This is a genomic window from Sphingopyxis sp. J-6, assembly GCF_046603995.1.
Lineage (GTDB): Bacteria > Pseudomonadota > Alphaproteobacteria > Sphingomonadales > Sphingomonadaceae > Sphingopyxis.
In genome coordinates this window covers 1,058,060-1,080,364 of sequence record NZ_CP145810.1, presented here as the reverse complement: position 1 = coordinate 1,080,364, position 22,305 = coordinate 1,058,060, and the positions used below count along the sequence as shown (strand labels likewise).

The following is a 22,305-nucleotide window of genomic DNA, read 5'->3' as shown; positions in this document are numbered from 1 at the left end:
CGGCGCGATGCCACGGCTGCATCGCCAGATTAAATTGAACCATTGACAAAATGCAATATTAGATCGAATTTGAGGCATATTAAAAATAACGATAAATTTGTGGGAGTGGGAGACATGCCGAAGATGCGGACGTTTTTTACCTGTGCAGCCGCGATTCCGGCGTGCGCCATCGCCGTTGCCGCCGCCCCTGCGATGGCGCAGGATCGGCCCGAAACGGCGGCGCGCGACGATACGGCGATCGTGGTCACGGCGCAGAAGCGCGAGGAACGGCTGCAGGACGTGCCGCTGTCGATCGCCGTCGTCGGCGGCGACCGGTTGAACGACCTCCAGCTCAACGCATCGACCGACCTGCAATATGTCGTGCCGGGCCTGATGTCGCCGGCCCAGTCGGGGCCCCGCAACTTCGGCTTCTTCATCCGCGGCGTCGGCACCAACACGTTCAGCTCCGAAACGATCGAACCGAGCACCGCCTATGTCATCGACGGCGTCGTCATGGGTCAGAGCGGCGCGACCCTCGTCGACCTTCCCGACATCGAGCGCATCGAGGTTTTGCGCGGCCCGCAGAGCACCTTGTTCGGCAAGAATGCGAGCGCGGGCGTGATCAACATCGCGACGCGGCGGCCGTCGGACACGCTGACCTTCCGCGCCGGGGTGAGCCTCGGCTCGCCGGACAACGACCTTCATGCCTATGGCTATGTGTCGGGCCCGCTCGCGGAAACGGTCCGCTTTTCCGTTTCGGCGCGGCGCAGCTACCGCGAAGGCTATATCCGTAACGAGCCCGACGGGCGCCGCCTCAACGACCGCGACGAATATGGTTTCCGCGGCAAGCTGGAATTCGAGCCGTCGAGCGCGCTCCGCGCGACGCTGACCGGCGATTATTGGGAAAGCAATTCCAACTGCTGCATCTGGACGGTTCAGCGCTTTCCCGATCCCGCCTTCCGCTATCCCTGGGAAAACACCACGGTCGGCATCATCGGCGACGATCTGGGCCGCGAAAGCCAGAAACAGTCGATCAACGGCGACGTCTTCACCCACGCCAAAAGCTATGGCGCCTCGCTCCAGCTCGACTGGGATATCGGCGGCGGCCACACGCTGACCTCGATCAGCGCCTGGCGCGGGTTCGAGACGGTCGACGGGCTCGATTCGGACTCGTCGACCGACAATTTCCTCGACATCAACTATGGCGACCACAAGCAGCGGCAGGTGTCGCAGGAACTGCGCATCGCATCGCCGACCGGCGGTTTCGTCGACTATGTCGCGGGCCTCTATTATTTCCGCCAGACGGTCGACAGCTATACGAACCAGCTCTTCCCGACCTTGTTCTTCCTGCCCTTCTTTAATCGCGAGGTCGACGTCGATGTCGCGACGCGGAACATGGCGGTGTTCGGGCAGGCCAATTTCAACATTACGGACCAGCTCACCGTGACGCTCGGCGGGCGCTGGCTGACCGAAAAGCAGCGCGTTGCGAAGTCGCGCCTCGACACGATCACGCTCGCCACCGACAGCGCGAGCGTCAGCGGCAAGGACGACGCGCTGACCTGGCGCGCCGCGATCGAATATAATTTCACCCCCGACATCATGGCCTTTGCGTCGGTGACGCGCGGCTACAAGGGCGGCGGCTTCGACAGCAACATTGCGGTGCAGGCGCTGCTGCCGGTCGGTCCCGAACGGCCGACGAGCTATGAGGCCGGACTGCGCACCGCCTTCCCCGACGCCGGGCTGACCTTCAACATCACCGGCTATTATGCCGACATCAAGGGCTATCAGACCGCCAGCCGCGATCCGATCGCGCTCACCTTCCCGCTCACCAACGGCGATGCGAAAACGCGCGGGTTCGAGGCGGAACTGAGTTGGCGACCGGTGCGGACAGCCGATCTGTTCCTGACCGCGGGCGTCGCCTACACCAACGCCGAATGGGGCGATTTTCCGGGGGCGCCCTGCGCCGGCGGCCAGACCGCGGCGCAGGGCTGCATCGGCGGGGTGCAGGACCTCACCGGCCAGCCGCTGCCCTTCGCCCCCAAATGGGCCTATAACCTCGGGCTCGACTATGCGCAGCCGGTCGGCGGCGGGCTGAAGATCAGCACCAGCGTCAATTACAACTATCGCTCGAAGCAGGTGATCGGCTTTCCCAACTATGTCGACGTGAACGAGCCAGGTTATGGCCTGCTTGCCGCGACGATCGGTATCGGGGCCGAAAACGACGCGTGGAAAGTCTCGGTCTTCGGTAAGAATTTGACCGACGAGAATTTCCGCACCTTCGCCTTCAACAATACCAACGGCACGCTCAACCAGTATCGCGTCTATGAATCGCGGCGGATCGTCGGCGCGGCGCTCGATGTTACGTTCTGAACCGGCGAATACGAGTGACGGCAGCGCGGCGGCGCCGCGGCTACTCGCCGGCATCAGCTTCCTGACGCCGGCCGAGCTGCCCGACTGGTCCGCCGGGCCGCGTGGCGACCGCGCGACGATCTACGCGGCGGTCAAGGCGGCAGGGTACGAAGCGATCCAGACGCTCGAGCCGCAGGCGGCAATCGACGCCGGGCTGATCCCAACCGGGCTGATGCGCATCTTCGACGACGTCGACCAGATGGCCGATGCCGCGATGAAATGGCAAGACGCCGGCTGCGATTGCTCGACCGTCCAGCTCGGCACCGGGCTCGAGAGCGAAAGCGAAATGCTCCGGCTTGCCGAGGCGATGCTCGATATTTCGACCACGATCGATCATCCCATTTATCTCGAAACGCACCGCGCGACGATGACGCAGGATATCCGCCGCACGCTCGACCTGATCGAGAAACTGCCCGAACTCCGCTTCAACGGCGATTTCGGCCATTGGTACATCGGCCACGAACTGACCTATGGCGACATGGACATGAAGTTCGAGGCGATGCGTCCGGTGTTCGAGCGCACGCGCTTCATGCACCTGCGCGTCTCGTCGAACGCCTTCGGCCAGATTACCGCGAGCGACCCTGCCGAGGCGCGGCATCTCGACTATTACCGCCGCATGTGGACCGCGAGCTTCGACGGGTTTCTGCGCGACGCGAAGCCGGGCGACTATTTTGCGGTGCATCCCGAACTGTTGCCCGCGCGCGCCTTCTATCCGAAGATGGTGCGGGGCCCCGATGGCGAATGGCGCGAGGAGAGCGACCGCTGGACCGAATCCGCATTTCTGATCGATGTCGCGCGGCAATGCTTCGCCGAAGCCGCGGCCTCGGTCGCCGCCTGATGCGTGCGGCGCTGGTCCTGATGTTTGCCGCGCTGATATCGCAGCCTGCCCATGCGCGCTCGCTCGACGGCGAACCCGCGACGGTCAAGGCGCCGGCAGGCACGCTCGAAGGCCGTGCGAAGGACGGCGCCGAAGGCTTCGCGGGCATCCCCTATGCCGCGCCGCCGGTTGGCGACCTGCGCTGGCGCCCGCCGGCTCCCGCGCCCGCATGGCAGGACGTCCGGCCCGCCGCCGACTTCGGCAACGACTGCCCGCAGGTGCGCTTCGACGGCGACGCGACGCCGTCGACACAGCCGTTGAGCGAGGACTGCCTCTACCTCAACCTCTGGCGCCCGGCCAAAGGCGCGCGCAAGCTGCCGGTGATGGTCTATATCCACGGCGGCGCTTTCGTCGCGGGGTCAGCGGCGTCGCCGACGCTCGACGGGGCCAATCTGGCGCGGCGCGGCGTGATGGTCGTGAATTTCAACTACCGCCTCGGCCGCTTCGGCTTCTTCGCCCACCCGGCGCTGTCCGCCGAGGCCGGCGGACAGCCCGACGCCAATTTCGCGTTCCTCGACATGATCGCCGCACTCAAATGGGTGCAGGCGAACGCCGCGGCGTTCGGCGGCGATCCCGGCAACATAACCATCTTCGGCGAATCGGCGGGCGGCGCGGCGGTCGACTTTCTGATGGCCTCGCCGCTCGCGCAGGGCCTGTTCCACAAGGCCATCGTTCAGTCGGGCGCCAATCGCGAACCCTATGCGCGGCTGCGGACCGACCGCCCGACGCGTATTTCGGGTGAGAAGGCAGGCGCCGCCTTCGCCGCCAAGGCGGGTCTTGCCGACCCGGATGCCGCCGCGCTCCGTGCACTGCCCGCCGATGTCGTGCAGGGCCAACTCGCCATGTGGGACATGCAGGCCGACCGCTTCAACGGCCCGATCATCGACGGCAAAAGCGTGCTCGCCGACCCGATCGAGCGCTTCGCCGCGGGCGACGTCCCCAGGATCCCCTTCATCGTCGGCACGACGAGCGCCGAACTCAGCGAAGAGGTCTTTGCGCCCGCGATGATGGACTATCTGAAAAGCCAGCTCGATCCGGCCAGCCTCGCCGATCTCACCCGTGCCTATGGCGACCCGCCGGCGCCGGCGCTGATCGACGATTATTTCTTCAGGGAAGCCGCGCGCGGCTACGCACGGATCATGCGCGACCATGACGCGCCGGCATGGCGCTATGTCTTCGACCATGTCGCCGAGGCCGACCGCGCGAAACGCAAGGGCGCGGGCCATGCCAGCGAGCTCGCCTATCTGTTCGGAAACCTTCCCGCCGCAGCGGGACCGTCAGATCGCGAAACGGCGCGCCTGATGGGCGATTATTGGGTCAATTTGGCGCGCAGTGGCCATCCGGGCGGGCGCGGCCTGCCCGACTGGCCGCAGGCCGGGCGCAAGGACAATCTGTTGCGCATCCGCGCCGGATCGGCGGCGGTCGAGCAGGACAGCGATGCCGCGCGCCTCGACGCCGTCGAACGCAATGCCAATGCCCGCCGTGCCAAGGAGAAGAGCATTCCATGACCCAGCACCGGCTGAGCACCGCAAAGAAGATCGGCTTCACGCTCGGCGATTATGCCAGCAACATCTATTGGCAGAGCGTCTCGATCTTCCTGCTCTTCTTCTACACCGACGCGGTCGGCATTCCGGCGGCGACTGCGGGGCTGATCTATATGATCGCCTCGATCGTCGATGCGCTGCAGGACCCGATCATGGGATCGATCGCCGATCGTACGCGCAGCCGCTGGGGCCGTTACCGCCCCTATATCCTCTTCGGCTGCGTTCCGCTCGGCCTGTCGTTCGTGCTGCTTTACTGGCGTCCCCCCTTCTTCGAGGGCACCGCACTGGTCCTGTGGATGCTGTTTACCCACATCGTCTTCCGCACCGCCTATACGGTCGTGACGATCCCCTACACCTCGCTCAACGCGCGGCTGACCGACAACAGCGACGAGCGGTCGACGATCGCGGGATGGCGGATGATCTTCGGGGTGCTCGCGGCGATGACGATCATCTACCTGACCTTTCCGCTCGTCACCCGCTTCGGCGGCAGCAGCGCGACGACGGGTTTCACCTGGGCGGCGGCGGTGTTCGCGATCGTCGCGACGGCGATCTATCCGCTCGTCGTCCGGATCACCCGCGAGCCTCCGGAGGCGGCCGGCGATGAACCGCGGCTCAGTCTTGCGGGCTATTGGCGCGCGCTCGCCCCCAACCGTGCCTTCTGGGTCCTGATCGCCGCGACCGTCGCGGGCTTTGTCTGCTCGGTCGCGCTCGGCAAGTCGGTGCTCTATTATTTCAAATATGTGCTGAACGACGAACCGGCATCGCGGACCGCGCTCGTCGGCATGTCGGCGATCGGCCTCGTCTCGATCCCCATGTGGGTGTGGATCACCAAATATATCGGCAAGCGCAACGCGTGGTTCGCTGGCACGATCATCGGCATCGTCCTGCTTGCCGTCTTCGCGGTGAGCGACTTCGGTACGCCGCTGGTGATGACCGTCTGGTTGCTGCTGTGGAGCCTCGGGACGCTGGGGCTGTCGATGACCTTCTGGTCGATGCTGCCCGACACGGTCGAATATGGCGAATGGAAGACCGGCGAGCGCACCGAAAGCTTCATCTTCGGCCTGTTTCAATTCTTCCTGAAGGTCGCCCTTGGCGTCGGCGCCGGATTGTTCGGCTGGCTGCTCGAACGCGTCGGCTATGTCGCCAACGCCCAGCAGTCGGCGGAAACCATTGCGGGAATCAAGGACATCATGATCTGGCTGCCCGGCGCGGGCTTCATCATCGCGGGGATCGCGATGATCTTTTACCCCATTCGCAAGGGCACCCACGAAGCGATTGTCGAGGAACTGGCGGCGCGGAGCGCCAGCGTCCCGCCGCCGGGCGTCTGACAACGCCACGCCAACCCGCCATCACTCAAAAATAGATCTAAAATTGGCTTTAAATGATAAAATAGATATATTATTGTGACTCGAGAGGAGAGAGTCGTGGACGATGCAGCGCGCCTGAAAGCGTGGAACGAACAAGGGTTTTTCGTGATCCGCGGCCTTGTCGATCCTGCCGATGCCAAGGCAGTCGAGGACGAGGTTATCGCGCGCATCCGCGCCAACCCTCCCGAGGATCATCCGGGCGAGACCCTCTATCAGGCAGGCCCCGACTATGCGATTTTTCCCGAGAAGGAGCCGAGCCCCAGCGCGGTGAACCCCGAGGACCGCATCGCCAAGGTCTTCAACTGCCACAGCGAGGGGATGACGCGGCGGATCGCCGAGAGCGCGGCGGTCGCCGACATCGTCGAAGGGCTGCTGGGCCCCGATATCGACTGTTTCCAGAGCCAGTTCATCTTCAAGAACCCCGGCGTCATCGGCCAGCCCTGGCATCAGGACAGCTATTATTTCCGCTTCGACCGCCAGCCGCAGGTCGGGGTGTGGCTGGCGCTGAGCCGTGCGACACTGGAGAATGGTTGCCTCTGGGTGCTGCCCGGCTCGCACAAGGGCCCGATCCACGAGCATGTGCCCGACCGCCGTCCGGCCGCGAACCGCGCCTATACCGAAATCGTCAGCGAGGACGACAGCGCGCGCGAACCGGCGCTGATGGAACCCGGCGACGTGCTCTTCTTCCACAGCTTCCTGATGCACATGTCGACCGACAATGTCGCCGACGAGCGCCGCGCGGCGATGGTCTATCACTACGGCCGCGCCGGCACCCAGCCGGTGAACGCCGAAGCAGCAGCGTCGCTCGCTCCCGTCAACCGCTGGATCCCCATCCGCCGTCAAGAGGCCGAGGCCGCATGAACGCCCCCTATCGCATCCATCCGCAGAACAAGGATTTCACCTGGACCGACGCGCCCGACACCGGGCTGCGCCGCGTCACGCCGGAGCAGAAAAAGCAGTTCGACGAACAGGGCTATTTCATCCTGCGCGGCGCCTTCACCGACGCCGAACTCGACACGGTCGAGGCGGCGATCGATCCGCTCGAGCATCGGCACGAACTGGCGATCCGCGCCAAGGAAGAGGGCCGCGAGGGCATTTCGTCGGTCGATGCGATCACCTTCACCGGCCATATCGTCAAGCAATCGCCGATCCTGAAATCCTTCGCCGCCCACGAAGTGATCGCCGACGTGTGCCACGACCTGATCGGCCCCGATGTGCGCCTCTATTGGGATCAGTCGGTGTACAAGAAATCGGGCAAGCCGCAGGAATTTCCGTGGCACCAGGACAATGGCTATACCTTCATCGAGCCGCAGCAATATCTCACCTTCTGGATCCCGCTCGTCGACGTCGATGTCGAGAACGGCTGTCCGTGGATCGCACCGGGGCTGCACAAGCTCGGCACCCTCGAGCATTGGATCACCCCGATCGGCCTCAAATGCCTCGAGGAGGCCGAGGACGCCGTCCCAGCGCCCGGCAAACGCGGCGACATCATCATCTTCTCGTCGCTTGCGCCGCATCGTACGGGTCCGAACCTTAAGGCGGGGACCGTGCGCAAGGCCTATATCCTCCAATACGCCCCCGACGGCGCGGAGGCGTGGACGAAAGAGGGCGAGCGCGTACCCCAGACCGATCCCGACCGGCAGTTCCCGATCCTGAAGGGCGGGAAAAGACCGTGACGCCGGGCCAGCTCGCCGCCTATGCCGAAGCCTTCCGCCGCGACGGCTTCGTCCACGTCCCCGGCGTGATCCCCGCGGACGAACTCGCCGCCTATGCTGCCGCGGTCGACGAAGCGGTCGCCACGCGCAAGGCCGGCGACACGCGCACGCTCGACGAGAAATCGCCCTACGAACAAAGCTTCCTCCAGTGCCAGTATATCTGGGAAGATTTTCCCGGCGTCCGGCCGCTCACCTTTCACCCCAATGTCGGCGAAGTGACCGCGGCGCTGCTCGGCGCCGACAAGGTACGATTGTGGCACGATCAGGCGCTCTACAAGGAAGCGGGCGGGCGCGAGACCGAGGCGCATCAGGACCAGCCTTATTGGCCGATCGTCGAACGCGACACCGCAACCGCCTGGATCCCGCTGATGAAGGTCGACGCCGCGATGGGCTGCATGGGCTATGTCCCCGGCTCGCACCGCGGCGAGGCCGAATATGTCGACATCTTCGGCACGCCGGGCGACGGCAAAAGGCTGGTCGACAAATATGCCGATACGCCGCCGGTGTTCATCGAATGCGCGCCGGGTGACGTGATCTTCCACAACGGCTACACGACGCATATGGCCAAGGCGAACCGCTCCGACCAGACACGCCGCGTCTACACCGCCATCTATTTCGCCGACGGATCGCACCGTGGCGGGACGCGGCCGCACCCCTCGGTCGACCGCGACGCGATCGCCGACGGCGCGGTGATCGACGGCGGCGCGACGCCTGTCACCTGGCCGCTCGAAGCCGGGCGCATTCCCGATCCCGAACCCTGGCCCGAGGCGGCCGGCCTCGAATGGCGCGAACGCGCCGAGCGGCTGGGCATCATTCCCAAGCGCGCATGACGACGCTGCCGATCCGCCAGCACGGCCCGCTTTTCCTCGACGCCGACGGCGGGCAGGTGATGCTGCGCGGCGTCAATCTCGGCGGCGATTGCAAGGTACCGCCGGGGCAAGGCACCGATGTCTACAGCGATTTTGGCGATCATCGCAGCATATCCTTCGTCGGCCGACCCTTCCCGATCGAAGAGGCCGACGCGCATCTGGGACGCATCGCGCATTGGGGCTTCAACACGCTGCGGCTGCTGACGACGTGGGAGGCGGTCGAGCATGCCGGGCCGGGCCAATATGACGAGGCCTATCTCGACTATTTCGCCGCGATCGCGCGCAAGGCGGGCGAGCATGGCCTCACCCTCTTCGTCGATTTCCATCAGGATGTGTGGAGCCGGATGTCAGGCGGCGACGGCGCCCCCGGTTGGACCTTCGAGGCGGTCGGTCTCGACTTCACGAAATTCGACGCCGCGGGCGCGGCGCATGTCATGCAGGCGCGCTACGACTATGCATCGCCCGAACGAAGGCAGGATGCATATCCGCAGATGAGTTGGGGGTCGAATTACCGCCTTCCCGCCAACGGGATCATGTGGACGCTCTTCTGGGCGGGGCAACGGATAACGCCCGACTGTCTGATCGACGGCGTCAATGTGCAGGATTATCTGCAGCGCCATTATCTGGGCGCGATGAACGAGATCGCGCGGCGCCTGGCCGACATGCCGCACGTGATCGGCTTCGATACGCTCAACGAACCCAGTCTCGGCTGGGCCGGCCAGCCCATCGCTTACCGGCACCTCGCGCCATCCGACGCCAATCCCGAACGGCCGCGTATCGGCCCGGCGCTTGCGCCGCTCGATGCGATTGCGATGGCGCGGGGCCTGTCGGTCGAGGTGCCGGTGCTGACGCGCGACGAGGCCGGTGCGGCGGTCCCCACGACGACGCGCATCTTCAATCCCGACCGCGTGTCGATCTGGCGCGATGCCGCGGCCTGCCCCTTCGAGGCGGCCGGCCGCTACCGCATCGAAGACGGCGTGGCCGTTGCCGCCGGCGACGATGTGCTCGCCGCGATCGACCCGAGCGAGGATGTCTATCGCCCCTTTTTCCGGAAGGTCGCCGACACGATCCGCCAGCATCGGCCCGACTGGTCGATCTTCGCGGAAATGGACGTGTTCGCGCATATCGCGGGGCGGCAATTCCCCACCCGCCTGCCCGAGCGCACGGTCAATGCGAGCCACTGGTACGACATGGGGATGCTGTATCTGAAGCGCTTCGACCCCGCGAACCACCGCGACGCGGCGACCGGGCGGGCGGAAACCTCGCTCGATGCCATCGCCGCGCGCTATCGCCGTCAGCTCGGCAGCTTCGCCGAAGAAAGCGAGGGCTTCCCCGGCGGCGGCGCGCCGACGCTGATCGGCGAATTCGGCATTCCCTACGACCTCGACGAAGGCGAAGCCTATGAGCGTTGGGCGAATGGCGAATGCGATGTGTGGGAGCAGCACGAAGCCGCTCTGACCTTGATGTACGACGCGATGGATGCGCTCGGCCTGCATTCGACGCAGTGGAATTACACCGCGTCGAACCGCAACGACCTGCGCATCGGCGACGGCTGGAACCAGGAGGATCTGTCGATCTGGTCTATCGACCAGCAGACCGGCGGCCGCGATCCGGGCGATGGCGGGCGCGCAGTGCCGGGATTCAGCCGGCCGTGGGTGCGCCGCGCGCAGGGCCGTATCCGCAGCGTGCGTTTTGAGCGTGAAATGCGCCGCTTCACGGCGGCGATCGATGCCGACGCGGATATTGCCGGGGCGACCGATATCTATGTCCCGCTGGCTCATTATCCGGACGGTTTCGTCCTGCGCTGCGAAGGCGTGCCCGCGGAGGTCGATCTGGAACCGGCGCGTCAGCGCGCGCGCATCCGCGCGGCGGTCAGCGGCGCGATGTCGGTGGAGATACTTCCATCCGCCTGATCAGGCAGCACGCTTGCGTCCGCGCTTGGCTTTCGCGCCGCTGCGCAGCCGTTCCTTGATCGTGTTGCGCACCGGCTGACTGGTCGCGAAATAGTCGTCGATCAATGCGAGCGTGCGGGCCTTGTCGCGCGCGACCAGCGCCTCGACGATGGCGCGGTGCATGCCGGATACCTCGCCATCGGCGCTTCTGCGCCCCTCGCTGGGTTCGGCAAACAGGTTCACATAGCGTTCGAGGCGAAAGCCGATGTCGCCGAGCAACTGCATCAACAGCGGCGAGCGGCAGCCCGAGACGAGCGCGCCGTGGAACTCCCAATAGGCGCGCTGCCACTGCTCGCGTGCTTCTGCCTCACCGTCGGGGTCGACGACCTTCGCCTTCGACGCACGATGGAGCTGGACGACGACGCGTTCTTCCCATTCATCGTCGGCAAGGTCGATCGCCATCTCGATCGAGAGCTTGTAAAGCCGCTGATACACCGACAGCACATCGTCATAATCGTCGAGCGATACCGGCGCGACGCGATAGCCCTTCTGATGCTCGTGCACGACCAGGCCGCTTTCGGACATCAGCAAGATCGCCTCGCGGATCGGACTATGGCCGACGCTGTAGAATTGGACGAGGTGCTCGACCTTCAATCGCTCATGCGGTTCGAAAACCCCGCGCACGATATCGCGGCGCAGCCAGAAGGCGGCCGCTTTCGAAGGATTCTGTGCCGGATCGAACGGACCCGATACGCCTTGCCCCGAAAAGGTCGAAATAGATGGAATATCGGTCGTCACACCGGTTTCCATACGGCAAATCCGTCGCGTGTCTAGCCGATGTCTTTTGGCCGGTTGCGGACAAAGATGCGCCGCGTCGACCGCTAGCTTCGGTCAATGGGACGAATCCGCAGAATGTCAGCTATGAGGCGCAAAGCGGCCAATTGAATGTTACCCGCGATACCCCAGAGCAAAGGAATTGTGCAGCGATTCGTGAGCGAGTGGCAAGGCCACCCTTAGGATTTCAATCATTTGGATTGGTTGGTAGCGGAGGTCCGCAGCGGCCGTAACGCCTATTCGACGACACGTGGTTTTTCCTTCTTATTCCCGGACAATCGAAAATGGCCCAACGAATGACTGTGGCCGTTAAGAGACAGGCGGGTTTCGGACGGATGATGCGAAAGCAGAGATTGTACCCGGTCCGGCTACCACGCTTGGGAGAACGGCCAGAATGATCAATCAACTTGCCTAAGACATAGGTACAATGCGGTGAAGGAGCGTAGGGATCCTTGCTGCCTCGTGTGATTTAATCGACGACGACGCGTCGAGAATGAACTTATCGGGTTTTTTATCAAACCGGCAGCAGGCCATAACGGCCTCTCCAGCAGGCCGTCCACGGGAAGTGATAGACCGCGTGCTATGTCGGCCTGAGATCAAAGCTTAGGCAAAACCTCCACAGGCGCTCCTATCCCGAGCGGAGCCTGTTCAGCAAGAAGAGCGGAGCGGAATGCCTCATCCACCAGTTCGGCTGTCCAGACCGGCTGGTTCAGAACCGGCGCCATGACTTGGGGATGTGTGCAGAGCGAGAGTTCGAGTCCGTTGATCCTCACCACTTGCCCATTCACTTCCCTCGATGCGTCGGAAAGCAGATATTCATAGACCGGGGTATTCAGGAACGGCGATTCTGGACGGCTTGCGCCTGCGGACATACCATGCGCAGACCGGAAGGAACTGGATATGTCTCGCATCTGGGTGCCCGCACGAGGCGACACGGCATTCACCCTGACTGAACTTCCCTCCACTTCAGCCGCCAACGCGTAAGTAAAGGACGCCACCGCCCCCTTGGTCGCGCCATAGGCTGCCATGCCGACCATGCCAGATTGAGCGCCCGATACAGTGTTGACGATTGAACCGCCGCCCGCCGCGCGCATGAAGCGCAGGGCATGATGACTGCACGCAATGGTTCCTAGGACGTTTACCTCCCACAAGGTGGCGAGATCGCGCGGATTGAGGTCCTCAACCATTGCCATACGAAAAATGCCGGCATTATTGATCAATCCGCTTATCGAACCGAATTCCTTCACGCAGCGCCCGATCAAACCGCCCGCAGTGTCCCAGTTGCCGATGTTCGCTTCGTGAGCGATGACAATTCCACCGCTCGCGCCGATTTCCGAGACGAGCGTGTCCAGTTCGTCGCCGTTGATGTCATTGACTATTATTTTTGCGCCGCGCGACGCTATCGCCATGGCGCAGGCGCGGCCAATTCCCGCCGCAGCCCCGGTAATCACGACGCATTTTCCGTTGAGGTCAATCACCCCATCTCTCCCCTATCCGGCTGCGCATCACGTCGTAACCTGTCGATTTCGCTTCCCGGCCTGGATCATGTCGATATGTGCTGTCGGCATAATTTGCCCTTAGGTCACCTTTTCAGCGTATTTCGCGATGGCCATATCCTGGGCATGACGGAATTGACTGCCTACGGCATCCCGGTCGCCATACATATTCAGCCACGAAGCAAGGGGGCGCCGCATCGAACCCTGAAACTCAGGCATGACCTGGCGGGCGAACAATTCCAGCGACCGTAATGTCGCCGCCGGATCGGCGATATCCGTCATACGGACCAGAAGGCACCCGAAGCCGCCTGACTTGTCCCACAGACGCTGGATTTGCTTGCGGGCCATTTCCGGTGTGCCGATGACCGAATAGCCGCGAGCGTTCGATTCATGGATCAACGTCTCATGATCGGTATTGGCAAGGATATCCTCAATGTCGGGCGCGCCTTCGATCCGGAAGGGACCGGTCGATTCGAAGCGGCGCTGATTGGCATATCCATATCTGACGTCCTCGATCGCCTGCTCTAGCGTGGGAGCGATATGCATCGGGGCGATGAGACGCCAGCTACGGCGATCCGCGGATTGTCCATATTCGGCGGCCGCAGATTCCACCTCTTGCCAGGTATTGGCCAGATACTCGAAGCCGCCCCGGTCATCGGTTGCGGCGACGCCGAGGAGACCGGCGCCATAACGGCCCGCAAGACGCGGCCCGGTCGGCGACCGCACCGCCGCCACGGCAAGTTCGATGCCGGAGGGGTTGAAGGGAGAAAGCTGCAACCGCGCGTCGCAAAGCTTGAACCAATCGGTTTCCATCGTGAGGGGTTCGTCATTGTTGAGCAGATGCGCGATCGCTTCCACGCCCTCCTCAAGCCGCCGCCGCTGAATGTTGTAATCCATGCCCAACATGCGCGCGTCGGTCACAAGCGACCCCGGCCCCATGCCGAACATGACACGGCCCCGGGTAATATGGTCGAGCAGAACCATCCGGTCGGCGAGGATGAGCGGATGATGATAGGGCACGGACGCGACCCCCGTGCCGAACCTCAATCGCTGCGTACGCTGGGAAGCTGCGGCGATGAACACTTCCGGCGAACTGATGAGTTCGAACCCGCCAGAATGGTGTTCACCGATCCAGGCTTCCTCGAAACCGAGCGCATCCAACGCCTCCATCATTTGCAAGTCGCGCTGGATCGCCAAGGTCGGATTTTGTCCAGGCCCGTGATAGGGCGAAAGAAAGACGCCGAAATTCATGCGCATAATGATTTTCCTTAGATGGTCTCGATCCCGAACGTATCATATATAAGACATGTGTTCTGCATATAATATCCTGTCAGACACACCGGGAACTGTCAATTGATTGTTCACCCTGCTCCCCCTCGCCCGCCAGGATTCATGATCGATCGAACTTCGGTCTTCTTTTTTCCTTCAGGGCAGCGACACCTTCCTCATGGTCGTCGGTCAGGAAGGTCAGGGTCTCAAGGCCGAGCGACATGTCCATGTGCGTGGAGGCCTGCTGCCGCAGGGAGGCGTTAAGCGCCCGCTTGGTCATCGCCACGGCGGAAGAGGCCGCGCCGATCATCCGCTCCACCCAATGATCCGTGCGCGCATCGAGATCGGTTTCCGGCACCGCCTCGGTTATGAGGCCGATCTCGGCCGCCTCCCGGCCGGTCAGGAGGTCGCCCGTCAGCAGGAAGCGTTTCGACCGCATCAAGCCGACCAGATTGGGCCACAGGAGCGACCCCCCATCGCCGGCGGCCAGCCCCACCTGGACATGCGTGTCCCCGATTTTGGCGCCCTCCGCCATGATGGTGATGTCGCAACACAGTGCGATGGAACAGCCTTTGCCGACCGCGTGCCCGTTGATCCTGCCGATCACCGGTTTGTCGCAGTCCAGGATGGTGAGGATCAGCTCCCGGGCCTGCCGCATACCCTTGACCCAATAGGCGTTGCGCTTCCGCTGATCCTTGGGCGCCGCCGATCCGCCGCCGCCAACGCAGAATATCCGTTCGACCGCCCCCGTTAACACCAAAACCCGGACATCGGGGTCCGCGCTGGCCTCACGAAAGATATCGATGAGGTCCGCATTAAGTTGCGGCGTGTCGACCAGCTTGATCCAAAGCGCGGATTTCCGAAGGTCAACCTCGAGCGAATTTTCCTGATACATTCGTCCCACCTATCTCATATATGAGATAATTATCCCATTTGTAATACATTAAACAGCGCGCGACGGGTGTCAAACCGGTTATCGGCCCGTTCGGCAGAGCCGGCTCTCTCAAATCCGGTAAAGATCGGCCACGCCATAGGGGCTGGCATAGCGTCATGCGTTACTCCCCCTGGCGACAAGGGCGCCAAAACTCCGAAAATCCGGTGAGCAATTGGTTTCGCTCAGGTCCGTGGAATGCGGCCAGTGAACATTGCGAATATCAGGCTGCCGGCTTCAGGGGGCGATGACGAATTGATGTACCAGGAAGAGATCGAGGCCCTGAGCGACAGCATGGCCCGTGTACTGACGGATGAATGCGACAGCCTCACCCTGCATTCCTTTATGGACGGCAAATCCGATCTCGACGAACAGGTCTGGAAGCGGGCGTCGGAACTCGGCTGGATGGCCGCGGCGTTGCCGGAAAGATTTGGCGGCATGAACGTAGGGCCTTATGGGCTGGAAGCGCTGCACACGGCATTGGGGAGCCGCGCCGCGCCCGGCCCCTTCGTCGCGACGTTGAGCGCGGCCCAGTGGCTTGCCGAGATTGGATCGGAAGAGCTTCAGGCAGAGCATCTGCCCCTGATCGCCAGCGGGGAACTCAAGGTGGCCATACCGGTCGCGGTTGGCTCCGGGCCGATGTTGAGCCGCACCGGCTCAACCCTGTCGGGGCAACTGGATGTGCTGGGCTCGGCCGACACGGGACTGATCGTCGCACCTGTCGGATCGGGACCAACGGTCGATGCTTGGGCTCTGCTGAAACCCGCGACAGGCCGTGTGACACTCAGTCCCCGGGACATCTGGGACCCCACGCGCGAGATTTGCGCGCTGGATTGCGCTCAAGCGCCCACAATCGCACTCTTGCCCGATCCGGACGGAAATATCGGGCGGCGGCTTCAGCGCCATGTGGCGCTGGCGCTAGCGGCCGATAGCCTGGGCGCGGCGTCGAACATATCGGCGCAGACCATCGATTATCTCAAGACGCGGGTGCAGTTCGGCCGGCCGATCGCCTCGTTCCAGGCGATCAAGCATCGCGCGGTCGACATGATCGCGAGCATTGCTGTGCAACGGCACCTGCTTGCGCAAGGGGTCGAAAGCGCCGCTGCCGACTCCCTTGATGCTGACATGTGGGCCGCGCTGGCCAAGGCAGGCGCGACGGAAGCGTTCGCGTTCGTATCGGGTGACTGCATCCAGCTGCATGGCGGCGTCGGTCATACCTGGGAGTTCGATCCGCACATTTATGCGAAGCGGGCGAGGCTGAACGAGGCGTTGGCCGCCGACAACCGCGCCCTTCGCGATTTCGCGGCGACCGCCCTCGCCGCCATCACGCGACAGGGACACAGTACGACGGAACTCGGGATTTGATCGGCAACGCCGATCCCGAGGCACAGGTGAAGGGACACAGGACCAGATGAATTTGTCGTACTCGAAGGAATACGATGATTATCGGGAGGAGCTTCGCGCCTTTCTGGCGGCGAACTGGCCCCTTCCGGACTCTCTTGGCGACCTCCGGGAACGGACCGCCGAATTCCATCGCCGCGCCGCGAAAGCTGGGTACATCTTCCGTCATATCCCCGCGAGATATGGCGGCGGAGAGCGGCCGCTCGACTTCCTGCAAAGCGAAATCATCAAGGAAGAGTTCCGCAAGGCGGGCGCGCCGAGGGAGCCCGAGGTCATCGGCATCAACAGGGTCATCCCGGTCCTGTTGCAGTGGGGCACCGAGGAGCAGAAGGACTTCTTCATCCCGCGGACGATGAGCCGGGAATTTCTCTGGTCCCAGGGCTATAGCGAACCCAATGCGGGCAGCGATCTGGCGGCCCTGCGCACGCGCGCCGAACTGGTCGGCGACAAGTGGATCATCAATGGCCAGAAGGTCTGGAGTTCCAACGCGCACAAGTGCCAATATATGAATGCGCTGGTGCGGACCGAAGACGCTCCGCGGCATCTGGGAATCTCCTATCTTCTGATCGACCTCCATCAGCCCGGCATTGAGATCCGCCGGATCAAGCAAATCACGGGGGAATCGGAATTCTGCGAGGTCTTCTTCAACAATGCCGAGGCGCCAGCCGAGTGGGTTGTGGGAGAGCGCGGCAACGGATGGGCCGTATCGCGCACGACCCTGCGACACGAGCGATCTGGCTTCCGCAGCGTGAACTGGCTGGACACCATCCTGCGCCGTATCGTGAAGCTCGCCCGCGAGACGATACGCGACGGAAAGCCCGCTATCGAGGAGCCGCATCTGCGCCGGGAGATCGCGCGTGTCCAGGCCCGGCTCTATGCCATGCGCTATTCGACCTACCGCGATCTTTCCATGGAAGCGGCCGGAGAGCCTTCAGGCGATTATCTGCTCACCCAGAAACTTTACCTGACGGACACGATCCACCTGGTCGAGCGACTGACACGCGACCTGCTGGCGGACGATTACCTTCTTATGAGCCCCGGTGAAGGAAGGGATGGTCTGAAAGGCAACGCCAAGTGGATCTACAATTCGTTTCACAGCCTGAAGATCGCCATCGCAGGAGGCTCATCGAATATCCAGCGCAACGTCGTCGGTGAGCGTGTTCTCGGCCTGCCGCGGGACAATGTCGGCGGGCGCGAAGCCGCTGGGATGGAACAATGAATTTCAAACTTTCGGAAGAGCAACATCAGTTGCAGGACGCGGTGGCGCGCATCGTTTCAGCTGCCGGCTATCACGAACGCCTCAGGGCCGTGGTCGATGGTCAGGCATCATGGGATGAAGGATCATGGCGCGACCTGGTCGAATTCGGGGTGCCGGGCATCGCCGTATCGGAACAATTTGGCGGCATCGGACTGACGATGATCGAGCTTGCGCTGGTAGCCGAGGCGCTTGGCTATGCCGGGGCGGCGACGCCGTTCCTGGGGCATGTCCTGGCGACGATCGCGATTGCCGAAGGCGGCAGTGAGCAACAGCGGGAGAAATGGCTTCCCCTGCTCGCGAGCGGCGAGAAGATCGCCTCGGTCGCCCTATCCGATCGAAATGAGAGCTGGGGCCCGGACGACTGGAGTCTCGCGCCGAATGGATCGCGTATCAGCGGCCGCAAGATCAATGTCCCCGCCGGTCAGATCGTCGACATGTTCGTCGTGGGGCTCGCGGGCGGCCAGCTGGCTGTGGTGGAGGCTCGTACTCCGACGGCGACGGCGGAAGCGATGGACGGCATCGATGTGACCCGGCCCCTCGCCGCCGTCGAATTTTCGGACGCGGAGGCGGAGCTGCTGGAGAATGGCCCGGCCGGCGCCACGCGAATGCACGACGCCGCGCTGGTACTACTGTCAGCGGACGCGTTTGGCGGAGCCTCCCGCATTCTCGACATGACCAAGGACTATTCGTTGGTGCGCGAGGCGTTCGGCGCCAAGCTTGCCCAGTTCCAGGCTTATAAACATCAACTCGCCAACCTCGCCGTCGAAGTGATCCCGACAAGGGGCCTCTACTGGTTCGCGGCCTATGCCTTCGAAAATTATCGCGAACGGTCCAGCCATGCCGCCTGTCTGGCAAAGGCGCATGCCGCCGACCTGTTTTTGCAGACCGCCCGTCTGGGCACCGAGCTTCACGGGGGCATCGGCTTTACGTGGGAATATGATTCCCAGATCTGGCTGAAACGGGCGATGTTCGACTTCGCGTGGGGAGGCCGGCCAGACCGTCTGTTCGCCAAAGCGGCCGACCTCGCGGGGTGGTGATGGCAGCCCTGGACGAACAAGGCGCTGCGACGCCGTGCGACGCCGGAACGCCGAGCGCGATTCCTCTCAACCTTTCTGGAGCCATACGACCCATGATCGTCCCTCTTCGCGCGCCGCGGCACGCATTCCTGTCCCCGATCGAGGAGATCATCGACGAAGCGAAGAACGGCCGCATGTTCATCCTCGTCGACGATGAGGATCGTGAGAATGAGGGTGATCTCGTCATCCCCGCACAGATGGCGACGCCAATGGCGATCAACTTCATGGCCACCCACGGCAAGGGGCTGATTTGTCTGGCCATGACCAAGACCCGCGTTGATCAGTTGGACCTCCCGTTGATGAGCCCGGAAAACGGCACGCGCCACGAAACGGCCTTCACTGTTTCGATCGAGGCGCGGGATGGTGTGTCCACGGGCATCTCGGCGGGCGACCGCGCCCGAACGATCGCAGTCGCGATCAACGGGGCCATGGGACCCGAGCATATCGTGACGCCGGGACATGTATTTCCGCTGATCGCCAAGCCTGGCGGTGTGCTCGTGCGCGCCGGACATACCGAGGCGGCGGTGGACGTCGCGCGCCTTGCCGGCCTCAATCCGTCAGGGGTGATTTGCGAGATCATGAAAGCCGACGGGTCGATGGCACGGCTCGACGATCTCGTCTGCTTCGCGGAGCTTCACGGCCTCAAGATCGGCACGATCCGGGACCTCATCGCCTACCGCCGGCGCCATGACCACAATTTCGAGCGGGTCGCCGAGACAAAGTTCGAAAGCGACTGGGGCGGCGACTGGACGGCAGTCACCTTCCGCAACAAGTCGATCGACACCGAAACCATAGCGATTATCAAGGGCAAGATCGATCCTGCCAAGCCGACACTGGTCCGCATGCATTCTCTGGGGCTTTTCGCCGACACTCTCGCCCTGACGGGCGAGCGCAAGGGTCTGCTCAGAAAGGCGATGGAGACGATCGCAGCGGAAAAAGTCGGTGTCGTCATCCTGCTGAACCCACAAATGAAGTTATCGCAGGAAGCCAATGCCATCGCGACCGAAAAATTCGCCGAAGTCCAGCAGTTGCGGGACTATGGCGTCGGTGCGCAAATTCTCGCCGAACTCGGCATCCACGACATGATCCTGCTGACCAACTCCCACCATACGCTGGTGGCGCTTGACGGCTATGGCCTGAACATTGTCGCGGAGCGCCCGCTCTGAGACGAGTTCCGCAAGATCCGCGCTGGCGGCTGTGTGATCGCATAGCCGCCAGTCATCCGTGGCATATGGTCCGCTCGATATATGCCCTGCCAGAAGCAGATCGAAGCGGCCCCCACCAGCGCAGAGGATGGTAGCCGTGGTTCGTTCGTGAGGCTCTCAAACGCCTAGCGGCTGAAGAAAGATGAAACAGACGAACGCCCGAAAAAATCTGGCAAAGAAGGAGGGGAAAGATGAAGGCCTTGGTGATGCACGGCAAAGGCGATTTTCGTTATGAAGATATGCCGGACGCCAGGATCGAGCAGGACGGGGACATCCTCGTCAAGATGAACCTCTGCGGAATTTGCGGCAGCGACCTGCATCTTTTCCAAGGCAAAACGCCTTCTGCACGGCCCGTCTATTGCATCGGGCACGAGGCAGTTGGCGAGGTGGTGGAAACCGGACGCACAATATCCTCCCTACGGGTTGGCGACCGGGTCATGCTCTCCGCTGCCACAGGGTGCGGCGCCTGTCGATCCTGCCTTGCCGGGGAGATAAAGCGTTGCGAAAAGGCGCCGGCGGAAGTCTATGGCATCGGCGGCCTGCTCGAAGGATGCCAGGCCGAAGCCATCCGCGTACCGGCCGGCGAGTTCAATGCCACTCGAATTCCTGAAGGATTGAGCGACGAGCAGGCAGTTCTTCTAACCGACAATGTGCCGACGGCCTATGCCGGCTGTGTTGGCGCACAGGTGGGGCCCGGCCGCAGCGTGGCGGTGGTCGGCCTCGGCCCAATCGGCCTCATGGCCGTCGAACTCGCGCTCGTGATGGGCGCGTCCGTCGTCTATGCTATCGATCCGATCGAGGACCGTCGGGAACGCGCAAGCAAATTGGGCGCGGTGGCGCTACCACCCGATAATCTCGTCGACATCATCGCCGAAATGACCTCGGGCCGCATGATAGATAGCGTGATCGAGGCCGTGGGCGGCACAAATACCGTGAACCTTGCCTTGTCGCTGGTGGGGACCGGGCGCAACCTCAACGTGCTTGGGGTCGACAGCAATCTGGATTTCCGCGTCCCGATAATGGCCTGCGTCCGGGGCATCACGATCCGCGCCAGTATGATGACCGAAGTCAGTCGCTATTGGGGAGATCTGGTGCCAATGATGCAATCGGGACGCATCCGTCCTGAAAGACTCATCACGACGACCGCAGCGCTGCGCGACGGTCTCGATACTTATGAACGTTGCCTCAAGCGGAGCGGTGACGTGCTGAAGGTGATGATGAAACCATAGACACAGACCCTAACCTCGGGGCTTACGGGATTTCCCACATCCCCAGTTTTTGCGACGAACCTCGCAGTTTCATCATCCTGCGGCGTCGAACTCGTGAAAGGCGGCGGCCTTGAATGAAGCGCCTGTCCGGCCGGATGCGAGTTGGAGAGGTTGGACACGCCGCGCCGGCATTCACCATTGATATGACTTCTACCTCGATAGCGGCCAGGAATCGCTGGGCGAGCGGCCCTCGGCGTTGAGCCGGGTGGCTCCGACCGCGACCTCTTCGCTTATAGCCGGCTCTTGCCTCGGGTCCTTTCGGCGCGATCGGGGTCGAAGCGCGGGCGGTCGATGCTGAACTGGTCGCTGGTCCGCGCATACCAGCCCGCGCCATGCGTGCGCCCGACAAGCTTCATCGCCGGCGTGTCGAAATAGAGCTTCGCGGGATCGGTGATGAACTCGTCCTTGACGTGCGCGACCAGTATCTCCCCGATCACCACGGTCTGCGACCTGCCGATGTCGAGCATTTCGACCTTGCGGCACTCAAAGCTGACCGGCGCCGTGACGATTCTCGGCGGTGTGACAGCCTCCGATGGCGCGGTTTCGATCCCGGCATAGTCGATCTCGCCGATGTCGCGCGGCGCGTCGACGCTCGAAAGGTTCATCACTTCAATGTCCGGTTCCCCGACAAGATTGACCACAAACTCTCCGCTCGCGGCAATATTGGTCGCCGTGTCCTTGTACCCGCCGGTCTTCATATCCCTGAGCAGGCCGAGCATCACCAGCGGCGGCTCAATCCCGCAGGCGTTGAAGAAGCTATAGGGCGCGGCGTTAACCAGCCCACACTCTCCCACCGTCGTGACCCAGGCGATGGGCCGCGGCGTGATGGTCGAATTGACGATCTTGTAGCGCGCGCCGCGGTCGAGCTCAGCCATGTCGAATCGCACTACGGTCAACCCTTCTTCCATGCAGCCG

18 protein-coding genes are annotated in these 22,305 nt (G+C 63.0%); 13 read left to right on the top strand and 5 right to left on the bottom strand.

The annotated features are described in order from the left end of the window. Positions 1-123 precede the first annotated feature (123 nt). The 8 genes from V6U71_RS05270 (at position 124) to V6U71_RS05235 (ending at position 10,673) form a co-directional block, all read left to right on the top strand. Positions 124-2,349 (top strand): TonB-dependent receptor, encoded by a 2,226-nt coding sequence (locus V6U71_RS05270; protein WP_411341260.1) that lies wholly within the window; start codon positions 124-126, stop codon positions 2,347-2,349. Continuing rightward, on the top strand, positions 2,336-3,226 hold the full coding sequence (locus tag V6U71_RS05265; RefSeq protein ID WP_411341259.1) for a hypothetical protein: 891 nt from the start codon (positions 2,336-2,338) through the stop codon (positions 3,224-3,226). Before V6U71_RS05270 ends, V6U71_RS05265 begins: the two co-directional genes overlap by 14 nt. After that, the gene (locus V6U71_RS05260; protein ID WP_411341258.1) at positions 3,226-4,773 is read left to right on the top strand and encodes a carboxylesterase/lipase family protein; all 1,548 of its coding nucleotides are present in this window, start codon (positions 3,226-3,228) and stop codon (positions 4,771-4,773) included. The genes V6U71_RS05265 and V6U71_RS05260 overlap by 1 nt, the downstream gene beginning before the upstream one ends. Then, the gene (locus V6U71_RS05255; RefSeq protein WP_411341257.1) at positions 4,770-6,137 is read left to right on the top strand and encodes an MFS transporter; all 1,368 of its coding nucleotides are present in this window, start codon (positions 4,770-4,772) and stop codon (positions 6,135-6,137) included. The genes V6U71_RS05260 and V6U71_RS05255 overlap by 4 nt, the downstream gene beginning before the upstream one ends. A 96-nt stretch (positions 6,138-6,233) precedes the next feature. Beyond that, positions 6,234-7,037 (top strand): phytanoyl-CoA dioxygenase family protein, encoded by an 804-nt coding sequence (locus tag V6U71_RS05250; protein WP_411341256.1) that lies wholly within the window; start codon positions 6,234-6,236, stop codon positions 7,035-7,037. Then, positions 7,034-7,852 carry a phytanoyl-CoA dioxygenase family protein gene (locus V6U71_RS05245; protein WP_411341255.1) on the top strand — a complete coding sequence of 273 codons (819 nt, stop codon included), beginning with the start codon at positions 7,034-7,036 and terminating at the stop codon, positions 7,850-7,852. The genes V6U71_RS05250 and V6U71_RS05245 overlap by 4 nt, the downstream gene beginning before the upstream one ends. Next, the gene (locus V6U71_RS05240; protein WP_411341254.1) at positions 7,849-8,721 is read left to right on the top strand and encodes a phytanoyl-CoA dioxygenase family protein; all 873 of its coding nucleotides are present in this window, start codon (positions 7,849-7,851) and stop codon (positions 8,719-8,721) included. Before V6U71_RS05245 ends, V6U71_RS05240 begins: the two co-directional genes overlap by 4 nt. After that, entirely contained in the window at positions 8,718-10,673 is a 1,956-nt protein-coding gene (locus V6U71_RS05235; RefSeq protein WP_411341253.1) for a cellulase family glycosylhydrolase, read from the top strand. The genes V6U71_RS05240 and V6U71_RS05235 overlap by 4 nt, the downstream gene beginning before the upstream one ends. Here V6U71_RS05235 and V6U71_RS05230 read toward each other — a convergent pair whose 3' ends face one another. The 4 genes from V6U71_RS05230 to V6U71_RS05215 form a co-directional block, all read right to left on the bottom strand. Then, the gene (locus V6U71_RS05230) at positions 10,674-11,450 is read right to left on the bottom strand and encodes a GntR family transcriptional regulator (RefSeq protein WP_411341252.1); all 777 of its coding nucleotides are present in this window, start codon (positions 11,448-11,450) and stop codon (positions 10,674-10,676) included. 632 nt (positions 11,451-12,082) lie between these two features. Further along, complete coding sequence (locus V6U71_RS05225; RefSeq protein WP_411341251.1) at positions 12,083-12,964, bottom strand: SDR family NAD(P)-dependent oxidoreductase; 882 nt, start codon at positions 12,962-12,964, stop codon at positions 12,083-12,085. A gap of 99 nt (positions 12,965-13,063) precedes the next feature. Then, the gene (locus V6U71_RS05220) at positions 13,064-14,239 is read right to left on the bottom strand and encodes an LLM class flavin-dependent oxidoreductase (protein WP_411341250.1); all 1,176 of its coding nucleotides are present in this window, start codon (positions 14,237-14,239) and stop codon (positions 13,064-13,066) included. Positions 14,240-14,372: 133 nt separating this feature from the next. Next, on the bottom strand, positions 14,373-15,146 hold the full coding sequence (locus V6U71_RS05215; protein ID WP_411341249.1) for an enoyl-CoA hydratase/isomerase family protein: 774 nt from the start codon (positions 15,144-15,146) through the stop codon (positions 14,373-14,375). Positions 15,147-15,389: 243 nt separating this feature from the next. On the opposite strand from V6U71_RS05215, the gene V6U71_RS05210 reads away from it, so the two are divergent. The 5 genes from V6U71_RS05210 (at position 15,390) to V6U71_RS05190 (ending at position 21,351) form a co-directional block, all read left to right on the top strand. Further along, complete coding sequence (locus V6U71_RS05210) at positions 15,390-16,547, top strand: acyl-CoA dehydrogenase family protein (RefSeq protein ID WP_411341248.1); 1,158 nt, start codon at positions 15,390-15,392, stop codon at positions 16,545-16,547. 46 nt (positions 16,548-16,593) lie between these two features. Next, positions 16,594-17,802, top strand: a complete 1,209-nt coding sequence (locus V6U71_RS05205) for an acyl-CoA dehydrogenase family protein (protein WP_411341247.1) — start codon at positions 16,594-16,596, stop codon at positions 17,800-17,802. Further along, positions 17,799-18,878, top strand: coding sequence for an acyl-CoA dehydrogenase family protein (locus V6U71_RS05200; protein ID WP_411341246.1), 1,080 nt, complete (start codon positions 17,799-17,801; stop codon positions 18,876-18,878). The genes V6U71_RS05205 and V6U71_RS05200 overlap by 4 nt, the downstream gene beginning before the upstream one ends. Positions 18,879-18,970: 92 nt before the next feature. Next, positions 18,971-20,083, top strand: coding sequence for a 3,4-dihydroxy-2-butanone-4-phosphate synthase (gene ribB, locus V6U71_RS05195; protein WP_411342316.1), 1,113 nt, complete (start codon positions 18,971-18,973; stop codon positions 20,081-20,083). 230 nt (positions 20,084-20,313) lie between these two features. Next, entirely contained in the window at positions 20,314-21,351 is a 1,038-nt protein-coding gene (locus V6U71_RS05190) for an alcohol dehydrogenase catalytic domain-containing protein (protein WP_411341245.1), read from the top strand. Positions 21,352-21,620: 269 nt separating this feature from the next. Here V6U71_RS05190 and V6U71_RS05185 read toward each other — a convergent pair whose 3' ends face one another. Next, on the bottom strand, positions 21,621-22,277 hold the full coding sequence (locus V6U71_RS05185; protein WP_411341244.1) for a flavin reductase family protein: 657 nt from the start codon (positions 22,275-22,277) through the stop codon (positions 21,621-21,623). Between the last annotated feature and the right edge of the window lie 28 nt (positions 22,278-22,305).